General features: G+C 65.3%; 12 protein-coding genes. 7 read left to right on the top strand and 5 right to left on the bottom strand.

The window, feature by feature from the left end; genetic code table 11:
- Positions 1-16: 16 nt before the first annotated feature.
- The gene (locus VFE83_RS06745; protein ID WP_324904365.1) at positions 17-466 is read right to left on the bottom strand and encodes a glycine zipper 2TM domain-containing protein; all 450 of its coding nucleotides are present in this window, start codon (positions 464-466) and stop codon (positions 17-19) included.
- A 186-nt stretch (positions 467-652) separates the two neighbouring features.
- On the opposite strand from VFE83_RS06745, the gene VFE83_RS06740 reads away from it, so the two are divergent.
- Positions 653-2,062 carry a metal-dependent hydrolase family protein gene (locus tag VFE83_RS06740; protein ID WP_324904363.1) on the top strand — a complete coding sequence of 470 codons (1,410 nt, stop codon included), beginning with the start codon at positions 653-655 and terminating at the stop codon, positions 2,060-2,062.
- A 37-nt stretch (positions 2,063-2,099) separates the two neighbouring features.
- Here VFE83_RS06740 and VFE83_RS06735 read toward each other — a convergent pair whose 3' ends face one another.
- Entirely contained in the window at positions 2,100-2,846 is a 747-nt protein-coding gene (locus VFE83_RS06735) for a DUF4410 domain-containing protein (protein WP_324904361.1), read from the bottom strand.
- A 231-nt stretch (positions 2,847-3,077) separates the two neighbouring features.
- On the opposite strand from VFE83_RS06735, the gene VFE83_RS06730 reads away from it, so the two are divergent.
- The 3 genes from VFE83_RS06730 to VFE83_RS06720 all read left to right on the top strand — a co-directional run bounded on the left by VFE83_RS06730 (position 3,078) and on the right by VFE83_RS06720 (position 6,575).
- Positions 3,078-4,259, top strand: coding sequence for a serine hydrolase domain-containing protein (locus VFE83_RS06730; protein WP_324904359.1), 1,182 nt, complete (start codon positions 3,078-3,080; stop codon positions 4,257-4,259).
- A gap of 488 nt (positions 4,260-4,747) precedes the next feature.
- Positions 4,748-5,947: a right-handed parallel beta-helix repeat-containing protein gene (locus VFE83_RS06725; protein WP_324904357.1), complete on the top strand. Its 1,200-nt coding sequence runs from the start codon at positions 4,748-4,750 to the stop codon at positions 5,945-5,947.
- A gap of 280 nt (positions 5,948-6,227) precedes the next feature.
- Positions 6,228-6,575, top strand: a complete 348-nt coding sequence (locus VFE83_RS06720) for a DUF2200 domain-containing protein (protein ID WP_324904355.1) — start codon at positions 6,228-6,230, stop codon at positions 6,573-6,575.
- A gap of 579 nt (positions 6,576-7,154) precedes the next feature.
- Here VFE83_RS06720 and VFE83_RS06715 read toward each other — a convergent pair.
- Together VFE83_RS06715 and VFE83_RS06710 are read right to left on the bottom strand one after the other, a co-directional pair.
- On the bottom strand, positions 7,155-7,394 hold the full coding sequence (locus VFE83_RS06715; RefSeq protein WP_324904353.1) for a hypothetical protein: 240 nt from the start codon (positions 7,392-7,394) through the stop codon (positions 7,155-7,157).
- Positions 7,395-7,408: 14 nt separating this feature from the next.
- Positions 7,409-7,741, bottom strand: a complete 333-nt coding sequence (locus VFE83_RS06710) for a YkgJ family cysteine cluster protein (protein WP_324904351.1) — start codon at positions 7,739-7,741, stop codon at positions 7,409-7,411.
- 520 nt (positions 7,742-8,261) lie between these two features.
- Between VFE83_RS06710 and VFE83_RS06705 the strand changes: the two genes are divergently transcribed.
- Positions 8,262-8,486, top strand: coding sequence for a hypothetical protein (locus VFE83_RS06705; RefSeq protein ID WP_324904349.1), 225 nt, complete (start codon positions 8,262-8,264; stop codon positions 8,484-8,486).
- Positions 8,487-8,562: 76 nt separating this feature from the next.
- On the opposite strand, the gene VFE83_RS06700 is transcribed toward VFE83_RS06705, so the two are convergent.
- A complete protein-coding gene (locus VFE83_RS06700; protein ID WP_324904346.1) occupies positions 8,563-9,609 on the bottom strand; it encodes a helix-turn-helix transcriptional regulator in 1,047 nt (348 codons plus the stop codon).
- Positions 9,610-9,812: 203 nt separating this feature from the next.
- On the opposite strand from VFE83_RS06700, the gene VFE83_RS06695 reads away from it, so the two are divergent.
- Together VFE83_RS06695 and VFE83_RS06690 are read left to right on the top strand one after the other, a co-directional pair.
- Positions 9,813-10,283 carry a 2,4'-dihydroxyacetophenone dioxygenase family protein gene (locus VFE83_RS06695; protein ID WP_324904344.1) on the top strand — a complete coding sequence of 157 codons (471 nt, stop codon included), beginning with the start codon at positions 9,813-9,815 and terminating at the stop codon, positions 10,281-10,283.
- Positions 10,284-10,676: 393 nt separating this feature from the next.
- The gene (locus VFE83_RS06690) at positions 10,677-13,058 is read left to right on the top strand and encodes an arylsulfatase (RefSeq protein WP_324904342.1); all 2,382 of its coding nucleotides are present in this window, start codon (positions 10,677-10,679) and stop codon (positions 13,056-13,058) included.
- The last annotated feature ends 12 nt before the right edge of the window (positions 13,059-13,070 follow it).

The raw sequence follows: 13,070 nt of genomic DNA, 5'->3' as shown, positions 1-13,070 counted from the left end.
GCCGCACAACGATGCATCAACGGCTAACCCGAGTCGTCCTTCCATCCGATGCCACCTGCACGCGATCGCCAACGCGGAAGTCGTTGACACTGCCTTCCTGTGTCACCGCGATGGTTCGTCCGGATTCCAGTTCGACCGTGATCTCGATGCCCGACTGAGCGCCGCGCGACATCCGGTTGCCGATCGCGCCACCAGCGACTGCACCGGCCACGGCACCCGCGGTGTTCGCGCGTCGTCCACCGCCGATGGTGCTGCCCGCGATTCCACCGAGCGCCGCGCCGGTGGCGGTGCCGACGTTGCGCGAGTCGTTCTGGATGGTCACGGCCAGCACCCGGCGGACCTTTCCCCATTCGACGGATCGCGCGACACCGACCTCGGAGCTGCCTACGGCCTGCGCCGCCACCTCGGGCGCGGCGAGCAGACCCAGCACGAAGCAGAGCATCGACATCTGCAGCCTGGCGTTCATCTGTGAACCCCTTGAGGACGCGACTTCAGTCCGCAGGGCGTACGCCCACTGCAGTGACGGGCTGGTGAAATGTCGCGAGTGACATACGTCCAGACGCCACGTAGAGGCGATTGCGGGTTGCTGCCCATCACAGGCGCATAACAGCCGCGGGCGTACAGGAACCGCAGTTCATCTCGGATCGCGCCCATGAGCCCGCTAAGGATGGTGGTAGTGGCTGCCTTGTTCTACGTGGCCGCGTGTGCCGAGAAGACACCGGAGATCACTGCGCGCGACGCGCAGGCGCCGGCAGCTATCGAAGCACGCAGCAGCGCGCCGGCTCCGGCGCAGACCAGCGTCCTGTTCCGCAACGTGCGCATCTTCAACGGCGTCGATCCCGTCCTCCAGGAGGCAGCCGACGTGCTGGTGCGTGGCAATCGCATCGTGCAGATCGGCAAGATCGACATGGCTGCGGCCGAGCAGGGCATGACGATCATCGACGGCGGCGGACGCACGCTGATGCCGGGGCTGATCGACATGCATTGGCATGCGCTGGCGGTGCGGCCGACGATCGCGGTGGCCCTGAACTCGAACGCGGGTTACCTCAACCTGATGGCGGGCGCCGAGGCGTCGGACACGTTGCAGCGCGGTTTCACCACGGTGCGCGACGTCGGTGGCGCTTCGTTCGGACTCAAGCGCGCCATCGACGAAGGCTGGCAGGCCGGTCCGCGCATCTATCCTTCCGGCGCAATCATCAGTGTCACCGGCGGCCATGGCGATTTCCGCAGTCCGGAGGATCTACCGCGCGCGCTCGGCAGGTCCGAGTCGCGCCCGGAAGTGATGGGCGACACCGCCATTGCCGACACGCCGGACGAAGTCCGCCTGCGCGTGCGCGAACAGCTCATGCGCGGCGCGTCGCAGATCAAGCTGACGGCCGGTGGCGGCGTATCGTCGCCGCACAGTCCGCTGGATGTGGTGACGTTCACGCCGGACGAACTGCGCGCCGCCGTACTCGGCGCCAACCAGTGGGGAACGTACGTCACCACTCATGCCTACACGCCGGCAGCCATCCGCCTGGCCGTCGAGGCCGGCGTGCAATGCATCGAACACGGCAACCTGATGGACGAAGCCACCGCCCAGCTGCTGGCGACGCGCAACGTGTGGTTGAGCATCCAGCCGCTGCCGGAAGAACTGCTTCGCGCGTTCCCGCCGGATTCGGAGGAATACGCGAAAGGCCGCGAAGTGCTGGCCGGTACCGATCGCGCGTACCAGCTGGCGAAGAAGTACAAGCTCAAGACCGCGTTCGGCACCGACGTGCTGTTCTCCGCCGCGTTGGCACAACGCCAGGGCCAGCTGCTGGCCAGCCTGACCAAGTGGTACACGCCCGCCGAGGCGCTCATCATGGCAACCAGCACCAACGCGCAGCTGCTCGCATTGTCCGGCGAACGCAATCCGTATCCGGGCCGGCTGGGCGTCGTCGATGTCGGCGCACTGGCGGATCTGCTGCTGGTGGAGGGCGATCCGCTGTCGGACATCGCGCTGATCACCCGCCCGAAAGAGAACTTCCGGGTAATCGTCAAGGACGGACGGATCTACAAGAACACGATCCGCGCCGAGTGACGCGCAGAGCGTCGTCGGGCACGCGGGCGCACGTGCACTACAACCAGCCGTTCTGGCGGTAGATGGCGATGATCGAATCGGCGATGCCCGTGGCGGTTCGCTGCGCTGCGCCGCGGATCGATTCGGCTCCGCGTTCCTGCATGACGTTGGACGTGCCCGACACCGCCGCACTCGTGGCGATCGAACCCGCCGCACTCGCCGCGCCCAGCGGCAGCAGCACGCCCGGGAGGCGGCCACCCTGCGTGCTCGTCTGCGCCGCCGCGAGCGAGCGTGGGCCGGTCGCGGTGATCTGGAACGCTTCGACCAGCGTGCTCATCTCGCCGCGTCCCACGCCGAATCCGACCAGCACGCGCATCGACCGGCTGCCCGGATTGACCGAAACGAACTCGCCGCGCAGCACCACGTCGCCGAGCTTCGGCACCGGCCCGGCCCCCACCGGGTACGCATCGATGCCGGCCTCGCGAAGGCGAGCCACCACCTGTTGCGCGACCTGCCGGCCAAGCTGACGGCCGTACTCGACATCGTTCGGTGTCTGCGCCGCTTCGTTCTGCTCGAAGTAGCCCGTGACAAGGGCATCGGGCGGGAGATCGCCGCGCGTGCCCGCGAAGTCGTACACAAGGATCCGGCCAGGACGTTCGACGGCGTGGGCGGTATCAGACCGCTCGAATTGCGCGGTGGGCGTGCTCGCACACGCGGTCAGGAGCGCTAACAGGGAGAGCAGGGCAAGCCGGTGGACGCTTCCGATGCTGGCCGAGAACGTGCAGTCGCGCAGGCGGGACTTCATGGCACGGACCCACAGGCTAGTGGAACGCCAATACACGCCTCGACCCGTTAGCCGATGGTGAAAGCGTCGGGTTGGCGCGTGCAGCCATAACGATGGGGCATAGCCATGCGGCGCGGCTCGCCAGCATCGAGTGCCTCGTGTGTCCACATGCAGTCGGCTCCTGCCGCGAGGCGATGCGACGGTCCGACGTCCTGTTGCATCCGTACTAGCGTCATTCCACGGGAGCCCGCAATGTCACGTTCCATCCGCTCGCTCGCACTCGGCCTGGCGTTGGCGCTGGGTGTCGCCGGCCCCGTGTGCGGCTATGCGCCCGGAATCACGGCAGTGCAGCTGTCGCCTTCAGAGGCAGCCGCGGTGCAACGTGCGGCACAGGCATGGCTTGAAAAAGCGAAAGCGCAGGGCTTCAGTGGCACCGTATTGGTGGCGGACGGCAGGAACGTGCTGTTCGAGGGGCAGGCGGGTCTGGCCGATCCGGCTACCGGCACCGCCATCGGGCCGAACACGCGCTTCAATCTGGCGTCCACGGGGAAGCTGTTCACCACAGTCGCGGTGCTGCAGTTACACGAGCGCGGCAAGCTGGACCTGGATGCTCCGATCGGCCGCTACCTGCCGGACTGGCCCGTGCAGAGCGTTCGCGAGCAGGTCACTGCGCGGCAACTGCTGATGCACACGTCCGGACTCGGTGCGTTCTGGGGGCCGGACTTCAAGGCACGACGCCAATCGCTGCACCAGTTGCGCGACTACATTCCGTTGCTGGCGGCGGAGCCCGAGTTCGAACCCGGCACGGCGTTCCGCTACAGCAACAGCGGCTTCATGCTGCTCGGCCTGCTGGTCGAGTCGGTATCCGGGCAGAGCTACTACGACTACGTCGCGCAGCACGTGTTCGCGCCGGCGGGCATGCGCGACACCGGCTACTACGCCATCGATGGTCGTGCCGAGCGCGCGGCGGTTCCGCACCGCGGTGGCACGGGGCAGGATCGCGATGCACCGATATTGCCGCTCCCCGAGCCTCGCGGCGCTGCGGCCGGCGGTGGCTATTCCACCGCACGCGATCTGTTGCGCTTCCACCGTGCTCTGCTCGATGGTCGTCTGCTGGGTCCGAAGGCAATGGCATTGCTGTTCGCACCCGTGGAATTGCCGCCGGGCACGCGCGCACCGCCGCACGGGTTGGGCGTACTGCGTTACGAAGCCGATGGCGATGTGGCATATAGCCACCCGGGCGGCGCGCCGGGCATCGGTGTCGACTTCCGTGGTATGCGCGCCAGCGGCTTCGCGGTCGTGGTGATGAGCAACAGCGAACAGCCAAGAACAATGTCGCTGGTGCCCGAACTGCTTGCCGCGATCTCCGATGCAGGCGGACCGGACCTGCGCCTGCCGCGCAGGGATGCACCGATGCCGGCTCCCGCACGTTGATGATCGGCTCGGCACGTGACGATTGAGATATCTGCTCCTGTTCAGGAGCGGTCGTGCGGCGCCGCCAGCATCGTTCGGTTCACACAAGTCGCAAGGATGAATGCGCCGGTCCTCATCGCTGGCGCTTCCGGAAAGGCCCGTTCATCCATGTTGCGCGAGCGGCTTGAGCCGCCCAACTTCGCAAGAGTTCTGCGCAGGCAACGTGAGGCGAACAGCGCTGACCAAGCGAAACACGCAGTCAGATAACTGAACGTCGTGCGTGGCTGAACGCTTCGCGCGTGAATATCCGTACACGTCCACAAATCCGGAAGAAACCTGCCCCTCGTTCATCACCGTTACGATGGCGTGAGTTAGTGTGCGCGTCAGTCACGAAGATGATCGTGACGTGATGACAGGCGAAGACGGCGGGGAGGCCGGCAGTACTTCGCTTCGTCTTCGGTGCCGCAGGCGTCGTGCCGGCGGCCAGGTCCATCTACCCGGAAACGAACGTGAACCAGATCCGCGCCAACGACGCGGCCGCGAAGCCGCGCCGCCGATTCATCCAGAAGAGCCTCATCCTCGCCACGCCCGCCGTCATCGGCTTCGGCGGAATCGGCAAGGTCCTGGCCGCAGGTGCCACGACCGCCGCTACGTACACGCCGGTTGCACGTGCCCGCGGCAGCGCCGTGGTCAGCGTCCGCGACCATGGCGCCCTTGGCAATGGCAGCAACGACGACACGGCTGCGTTCCAGGCCGCGATCAACGCGTTGCCTTCCACTGGCGGTACCGTGATCGTACCGGCCGGCGATTACGTGCTCGACCCGACCGTCAATGTGCGCCTGCGCAGTCTGATGCACCTGCAATTGGCCGATGGCGCCCGCCTGCGCGCCAAGCCCAATAGTGCCGACCGCGCCTACGTGCTGATGGTCTACAAGGTCAGCGACGTGGAAATCTCCGGTGGTGAGATCATCGGCGATCGACATGCCCACTTGGGCACGACCGGTGAGTGGGGCCACGGCATCATGGTGCGCGGCTCCAACCGCGTGACGATCCGCGACATCCGCATTTCGGACTGCTGGGGCGACGGCATGTGCATCGGTGGCGCGATGGTCACCGGTGCACCGAGCATCCCGACCAAGGATGCCGTGGTGTGCAATGTGGTTTCGACCAACAACCGCCGCCAGGGCCTGACCATCGGCTGCGCGCGCAACGTGAAGGTGTACGACTCGGAGTTCAGCAACTCCAACGGCATCGCGCCGGCGGCCGGCATCGACATCGAACCGGATCCGGATGCCATGTCGACCACCGACACCGTGCACATCGAGAACTGCCTGATCCGCAACAACGCGGGCAACGGCATCGTTGCCTACAAGCGCGTGGCAAATGTGACGGTCAAGAAGTGCACCGTGGAGTACAACGGCGGCTACGGCCTGCTGACCGTGACGGCCAACAAGGGTTACATCGCGCAGAACAGCTTCAAGCACAACTACCTGTACGGTGTGCAGTTCAGCGCCAGCACCCAGTCGTACCAGGTCAGCGGCAACGTGTTCCGCAACAACCACACCCGCCTGCATGGGGTGAACACCGTGTTGAACCCGCTGGTGAGCATTACCGGCATCGACACCAGCAAGACCGGCAACGGTGCGCACATTTCCAAGACGGCGGAGTGCGTCGACATCCGCGTGACCACCAACCAGTACGCGAAGTAAGGCGGCAAGGCAGGGGAGTGCCGGACGCCACACGTCGAACGGGAACGAGCCTAATGGCTCAACCCCTGGGCGCAGTGACAAGCAGGGGGATGAAGCGGACGTCGGGAACGGCGTCCGCTTTTTTTCTGGTACGCCGGATCGAAACTCCCGGAAGGCCCGTCTTCGGGCTGCGCGTCACCGCGTGTGGCGCACAACCGCAGGACAAGGCGGTTGGCGTGACCGCGGTAAGATCCGTCGAGCCGGCATGGCGAGCGATCTTGATCCACAGGAGGAAGTGCCAATGCAGGGGCACCGTATCTTCAAGGTGAAGTTCTCCAGCGTGTATCCGCTGTACATCCAGAAGGCCGAACGCAAGAACCGCACCAAGGAGGAAGTCGACCGGATCATCCGCTGGTTGACGGGCTACAGTCCGGCGGAACTGGAGCGGCAGATCGAAGAGGGCGTAGACCTGCAAGCTTTCTTCGACCAGGCGCCCGCATTCCATCCCAACGCATCGCTGATCCGTGGCGTCGTGTGCGGCATCCGGGTGGAAGACATCGACGACCCCTTGATGCAGAAGATCCGCTACCTGGACAAGCTCATCGACGAGCTTGCGAAGGGGAAGGCGATGGAATCGATACTGCGATGACTGGCTTTAGGAGCGTCCGCGCCTGATCAAGGACGCGAGTCGGCGGTGGGCTTGCAACCCCGGCTCGTCATCTAACGCTTGGATAGAGCATCGACCTGGGTACGGCTACCGGCGCTGACCTCATCGCTGCTATCCGACGGGTGCATCCCTGCGCTCGGATGGGTGCCGACGCAGGCGCAGCGTGAAGATCGGCTCCCCGTCCGCTGAATCTCCGCGAATGGTGTCTCGCGAAGCGGCCGGCATCGAAACAGCCGGAAGCCGCCGCAGCGTAAGCCCGTGATGCGTCCTTCGATCTGCATTCCCGGATTCGCAGCAATGACCGCGCCAGCGCATGTCCTGCGCGTCCAATGCCGGCGCCTTCGATGGAGACCCAGTGCGTTACGACTCGCGCGATGCAACCGGGTTCGCAGACGGAGCGGAGCTGGCTCCTTCGCGGGCGGCACGCTTCCTGGATTGCTTGGCGTCCTTTTCCTTCTTCTTCGCGATCTCGCGCTGACGCTTCTCGAATGCGTAATTGGGCTTTGCCAAGTTCAAGGTTCCCTTGATGGTTGAGGGTGAAACAGGTGCATGTGGTGCGCCTCAGCGAAGCTGGCCGTTGCCTTTCGAAGGCGAACCGGCTGTGGCAGGCTTTGCGGCCACTTCTTCCTTCGCGATCTTTCGCCGCAACGGGGTGATGCCGAGTACCTCGATCTTGCCGCCCGCCTTGTCGAAGGCTGCCATCTCCGCTGCAAGCCGCTCACGCGTGATTTCCTTGTCGTGCAGTGGCTGGGAACCTGTAGTGGATAGCGGGAAATGACTTTGTTTGCGGCCGGTGGCCATGGGCGAACTCCTCGTCATAGCAGGGTCAGATCGATCGCGCGTGCACGCTCCTGCACGTACTCGCTGCGCACGGCGTTGCAATACGGTCCGTCCATGACGAAGCGGCGACACACCGCGGGACGGGTCTCGTAGATGCCGCAGTTCATGCGTGCGCCATCCAGGGCTACGCACCACCCGTCCTCGTCATGCGCCATGACGAGCAACTGTGCCTCGGTGCGCGTGGTCAGGTGCGGAGGTATCCAGTCTTCCGGCTGCAGTACGACGGTCAGCCGGCAGCAGACCGCATCGCAACGCGCACAATGCGCACCGTCGTGTGCCTGGTTACCTTCCCGTCTCACATGCGACACGGGCGTATTCGCAGGCCGACGGCGTGGCTCAGGCACGGGACAAAAGCCTCATGCCGATTAGGCTGGGCATGTGGTGGCAAGTGAACGGCAGTCGCATCGGCGCTCCTGGAGTAGCCCTCTCCGGTGCGGAGGGGTTGTGCGTAAGGGGAGCGATGCGACGGACGGGCAGGTCCGTGCGAAGAGCGCGAGAGGGAAGGGATCGCCTACGGCGATGCCTTGCGGAGCATCCTACACGAGTCAGGCGGAGAGAACTTGACTGCGCGAGGCCGAGCGCCGGGCGCAATGTCGCACACGCTGAGCCGAACTGTCGTGTTCCGGATCTTCACGCCGAAGGGCGTACTGTTGCAACGCTTCGCGGACAAGGCAGCGTATTCGCTCTGCGCGCCGCAGCGCCTTGAAGGTCTCGCGGCGGCGAAAGCGTCTTCGTGGACTGTTCAACGAGCGAAACCGGCGCGTTTCGCTCACCTGTATGCACGCTGGGCTGCGCAGATAAGTGCGGCCAGGAACTTCCGGGGTTCAGATGTCGATCAAGAATGCTTCAACCGCCAGCCCTACGTATCAAACACTGCTCCAGGCCATTGGCGAAGGAGTGCACGACATGTACGGGTCGAGCTGGACGCAGGCGGAGGCCGCCTCCCGCGAACTCTGGCCGTCGTACGAGCGCACGACGGGACTGTCGTGGCCCGAGGTGCGGATGGACATCCGGTCAGCCTGGGAACGCGCCCGCCGCTTCTCGCTCGCTTAGTGGTCTGCGTCGCCCTGCGTCCCAACAAGGCAAGTAGGGTCCGACGTTCCCCCTCGACACCGTCCTTTAAGAGAGCCTACTCCGCGACAGCGGACGGCGAGCGGACGCGTTGCCGGTACTCGCTCGGCGTCATGCCGATGGCGCGCCTGAACGCACGGCTGAAGTTCGCCGAATCGCTGAAGCCAAGCCGCAACGCAATCTGGGCGACCGTTTGCGCGGGATCCTCCAGCAGCCGGCAGGCGCGCTCCAGTCGGACCTCGTGGGACAGTTCGCGGAAGCTCATGTTCTCGCGCCTCAGATAGCGGTCGATCGTGCGGGCGGAAACGTGATTGAGCTGGGCGATGTTCTCCAGCGTCGGAGCCTCGCCTTCGGACTGGCGAAGCACCATGCGCAGGTACTCCACCCAGTCCTGGCTGGTGCTGGGCCTGCGCTGGCCCAGTGCATGGCAACGGCGATCGACGTCCTCGACGACGCGCGCATCGGCAAGCGGAAGGGCATGGTCCAGTATCGCCGCGTGCATCACTACGCGAACGCCCGGTAGCGCCCCCTCATCGAAGTGGAAACGCGTGGGCGCCAATCGGTGATACCGCGCGATGTGCGCCGGTGGAGGCATCGCGATGTAAACGTCGCAGACACCCCCGGCGCCTCCAAGCATGAGCCGTATCTGGTTGTCGTGGGCGATCGCGAGCGCCTCGAGATAGAAGCGCAGCATCTCGAGCGGCATGGCCATCGCCGGCGCATAGATCGCGACGCCGGTTCCGGATGGGTCGCGCTCATAGCGCAACGTGAAGGTTTCGGTCATCAGGTGGTAGTGGCGCACCACCAGACGCAACACCTCGTCGATGTTGCGGCAGCTGAGCATGCCGAAGCCCAGCAGGTCGTGCGAAGTCATCTTGATCAGGCGACCAAGCTCGAAACCCAGGTCGCTTCGCCCGGTCAACCGGCGCGCGCTTGCAATGAACGACTCCATCTCGAGTGGTTCAAGCGTCGCGTCGCGCTGATCGAACCGGGCCGGGTCGATGCCGGCCATGCGGAGCAGGGCGGCGGTATCGACGCCTTGCGTGAAAAGCCAGTCGCGCAGCAGGACGAGGTAGCGGACCGGAACCCTTCGCACGATGGTCATCGAGTCCCCCTCGACGTAGAGCGCCGTCCGGCAGCCTGGCGAAAAGTGACAGCAAGGTGGCTGGCCGGGACATCGCGCACTGCCGTCTCTCCGTTGACGATACGCCTGCCAGGAAGCCGCCCGGCCGGCGAGGGTAGGACAGCCGCGGTTCGACCGCGAGTGATTCTAGGCCGACAACCGACGCGCCTGCCACAGGAGCATCCATGTACCACGAGCACGTCCGGACTTCGCTCGTCGATGATGAGGCCCTGCCGTGGGTGCCGCTCTCGCCCTATGCCGACAACGTCCTGCTGAAGTATTTCAGGCTGGACCCGATCCGCGGCGAGATGATCGTGATGATGAAGGTTCGGGCGGGTACCGTGCTGCCGCGCCACCGTCATTCGGGCACGGTCATCGTCTACACGATCGAAGGCCGCTGGAAGTTCAGGGAGCACGACTGGATCGTCTGCCCCGGAAGCATCGTCTTCGAGACGGCGGCTTCCAGCCACACGCCCGAGACCGTGGGCGCGGAAGGGCACGTGGTAGCGCTAAACATCGTCGTAGGCGACGTCATGTTCTTCGACGAGGCCGGCCGGGTGCTGGCCATCGAGAACTGGCAGACCGGTCTGGCGCGCTATCTCGCCTATTGCCAGCGTGCCGGCATCGTGCCGCGCGACCTCACGACGTTCGAATGAGGGCGCCGGCATGCGGGACGCACGACGACTGGTTTCCGGATCCGTTGCCGCTGCTGCGCCGGGTAGCGAAATCGCTCTCCGTGAGTGGGCGCTACGTCACCTTTGTTCACAGGACGTTGACACCCGGGGCGAGTATTTAACGACCTCACGACACGCCCTCCACGGACAGGAAACATGCGCATGTCGAACGCAGTTGCCAGCGCAACGCCTCTCTCGTCGACGCAAGGGTGCCCATACGGGCGGCCTTCGCGCCATCCCTGAACCGCCCTCGATGCGGCGGGCCGTACCCGCAGTCGCAATAGCCGCCTCACCGATCTGCAGCGACACGCACCAGCCGTCCGGACGTGACCGGGGCGCCCCGGTTTCGGATCCCTCACCGAACAGGAGGATCGCATGAAGGCTTCCAGCAAGCGCTTGAAGGTTCGCAGCCTGGCCATCACCATCGGCGCCTTGTTGTTCTCGGCACCGGCATTTGCACAGGAGTCGCTGCCGTTTCCTCCGACGCCGTCGGGCAGCAAGGCCGGTCCGACCATCGCCGCATCGAACTACAGTCCGTTGCCGGCGAAGCCACACCTGCCGGCCAACGCGCCCAACATCGTCGTCATCATGCTGGACGACGTAGGGCCGGCGCTGCCGGGCACGTTCGGCGGTCCCATCAACACGCCGACATTGAGCCGCCTGGCCAAGCAGGGCGTGTCCTACAACCGCTTCCACAACGCCGCGATGTGCTCGCCCACGCGCGCCGCGTTGCTCACGGGACGCAACCATCATCGCGTGGGCAATGGCCAGATCGCCGAGCTGGCCAACGACTGGGACGGCTACACCGGCCGCATTCCGCGCACGTCGGCCACCGCGGCGAAGGTGCTGGGCTATTACGGCTACGCCACCGCCGCCTTCGGCAAGTGGCACAACACCCCGGCCAACGAGACCACGGCAGTCGGGCCGTACACCGACTGGCCGGCAGGAGAGGGCATCGGCTTCGATTACTTCTATGGCTTCCTCGCCGGCGAATCGTCGCAGTGGGAGCCGGCAGTGGTGGAGAACACCGTGCGCATCGATCCCTCGCACGGCAAGGAGGGCTATCACTTCACGCAAGACATGACCGACAAGGCCGTGTCATGGATGAAGCAGGTGCACGCGCTCACGCCGGATCGCCCGTTCTTCATGTACTGGGCGCCCGGTGCATCGCACGGACCGCACCACATCGCGAAGGAGTGGGCGGACCGATATGACGGCAAGTTCGATGCGGGCTGGGACCAGATGCGCGAGGACGTCTTCGCGCGGCAGAAGAAGCTCGGCTGGATCCCGAAGGACACGCAGCTCACGCCGCGTCCCGATTCGCTTGCCGCGTGGTCGGACATCCCGGAAGACGAGAAGCCCTTCCAGCGTCGCCTGATGGAAGTGTTCGCCGGCTACACCGAGCACGCCGACACGCAGGCCGGCCGCATCCTCGATGCGCTGGACGAGATGGGAATCCGCGACAACACGCTCATCTTCTACGTGTGGGGCGACAACGGCTCCAGCGCCGAAGGGCAGAACGGATCGATCAGCGAGTTGCTGGCGCAGAACGGCATCGCCACCGAGATCAAGGACCACATCCGCGTGATGAACGAGCTGGGCGGCATGGACGTGCTCGGCTCGCCCAAGGCGGACAACATGTACCACGCGGGCTGGGCGTGGGCGGGTTCGACGCCGCATCGCTCCACCAAGCTGGTCGCCGCACATTTCGGCGGCACGCGCACGCCGCTGGTGGTCTCGTGGCCTGGCAAGATCAAGCCCGACAAGACGCCGCGCACGCAGTTCCATCACGTCAACGACATCGTGCCGACGATCTACGACGTGCTGGACATCACGCCGCCCAGGCTGGTCGACGGGATCACGCAGGACCCGCTGGACGGCGTGAGCATGGCCTACACGTTCAACTCACCGAAAGCACCCGAACAGAAGAAGACCCAATACTTCGAGATCATGGGCAGCCGCGCGATCTATCAGGACGGCTGGATCGCCTCGGTCTTCGGGCCGCGCATTCCGTGGAAGCCCGGCGTCGATCCGGCCATCTTCAAGTGGTCGCCCGACCAGGACACCTGGGAACTGCACGACCTTCGCACCGACTATTCGCAGGCCAGGGACGTGGCTGCACAGCATCCCGATCGGGTGCAGACATTGAAGGCGACCTTCGATGCACAGGCGCAGGCGAACAAGGTGTGGCCGGTGGGAGGCGGGTTGTGGTCCGCGGTATTCCATCCCGAAGACGCGCCGTCGAATCCGGCCACCGAGTTCAACTACACGCAGGACGTCACCGGTGTGCCCGAGTTCGCCGCGCCCAAGGTGGGTGCGCGCAGCAGCATCGTCACCATCGACACGGAACTGAAGCCGGACTCGCATGGCGTGCTGTACGCACTCGGCGCGTTCTCCGGTGGCGTCGCAGTGTGGGTGGACCAGGGCAAGCTGAACTACGAGTACAACCTGTTCGAAATCGAGCGCACCCACGTCGCTTCGTCAGATCCGCTCCCGACCGGCAAGGTGAAGATCGAGGTGGAGACGCGCAAGACCGGTGCCGAGCGCGGAGGGCCGATGGACGTGGACATCCGCGTCAACGGCAAGTCGGTCGCGCAGGGTCGCGTGCCGCGCTCGGCACCGCTGGCCTTCACCGCCAACGACGCATTCGACGTCGGCCGCGACAGCTATTCGCCGGTGTCGCCGGCGTACTTCGACCGCAGGCCGTTTGCGTACAACGGCAAGATCGATCGGCTGGACGTGAAGTACCTGAAGTGACATTCCGGAATC

This window comes from Lysobacter sp., from assembly GCF_035655815.1.
Taxonomy (GTDB): domain Bacteria; phylum Pseudomonadota; class Gammaproteobacteria; order Xanthomonadales; family Xanthomonadaceae; genus Lysobacter_J.
Note: the sequence above shows the minus strand (reverse complement) of the source record. Positions and strands in the feature narration are given on the sequence as shown.

What these genes read in the sequence shown, in the direction of transcription:
- VFE83_RS06735 (WP_324904361.1), bottom strand. Translation starts at nt 2,846, where the DNA reads ATGAAGTCCCGCCTGCGCGACTGCACGTTCTCGGCCAGCATCGGAAGC.
- VFE83_RS06730 (WP_324904359.1), top strand. Translation starts at nt 3,078, where the DNA reads ATGTCACGTTCCATCCGCTCGCTCGCACTCGGCCTGGCGTTGGCGCTG.
- VFE83_RS06715 (WP_324904353.1), bottom strand. Translation starts at nt 7,394, where the DNA reads ATGGCCACCGGCCGCAAACAAAGTCATTTCCCGCTATCCACTACAGGT.
- VFE83_RS06705 (WP_324904349.1), top strand. Translation starts at nt 8,262, where the DNA reads ATGTCGATCAAGAATGCTTCAACCGCCAGCCCTACGTATCAAACACTG.
- VFE83_RS06700 (WP_324904346.1), bottom strand. Translation starts at nt 9,609, where the DNA reads ATGACCATCGTGCGAAGGGTTCCGGTCCGCTACCTCGTCCTGCTGCGC.
- VFE83_RS06745 (WP_324904365.1), bottom strand. Translation starts at nt 466, where the DNA reads ATGAACGCCAGGCTGCAGATGTCGATGCTCTGCTTCGTGCTGGGTCTG.
- VFE83_RS06695 (WP_324904344.1), top strand. Translation starts at nt 9,813, where the DNA reads ATGTACCACGAGCACGTCCGGACTTCGCTCGTCGATGATGAGGCCCTG.
- VFE83_RS06690 (WP_324904342.1), top strand. Translation starts at nt 10,677, where the DNA reads ATGAAGGCTTCCAGCAAGCGCTTGAAGGTTCGCAGCCTGGCCATCACC.
- VFE83_RS06720 (WP_324904355.1), top strand. Translation starts at nt 6,228, where the DNA reads ATGCAGGGGCACCGTATCTTCAAGGTGAAGTTCTCCAGCGTGTATCCG.
- VFE83_RS06740 (WP_324904363.1), top strand. Translation starts at nt 653, where the DNA reads ATGAGCCCGCTAAGGATGGTGGTAGTGGCTGCCTTGTTCTACGTGGCC.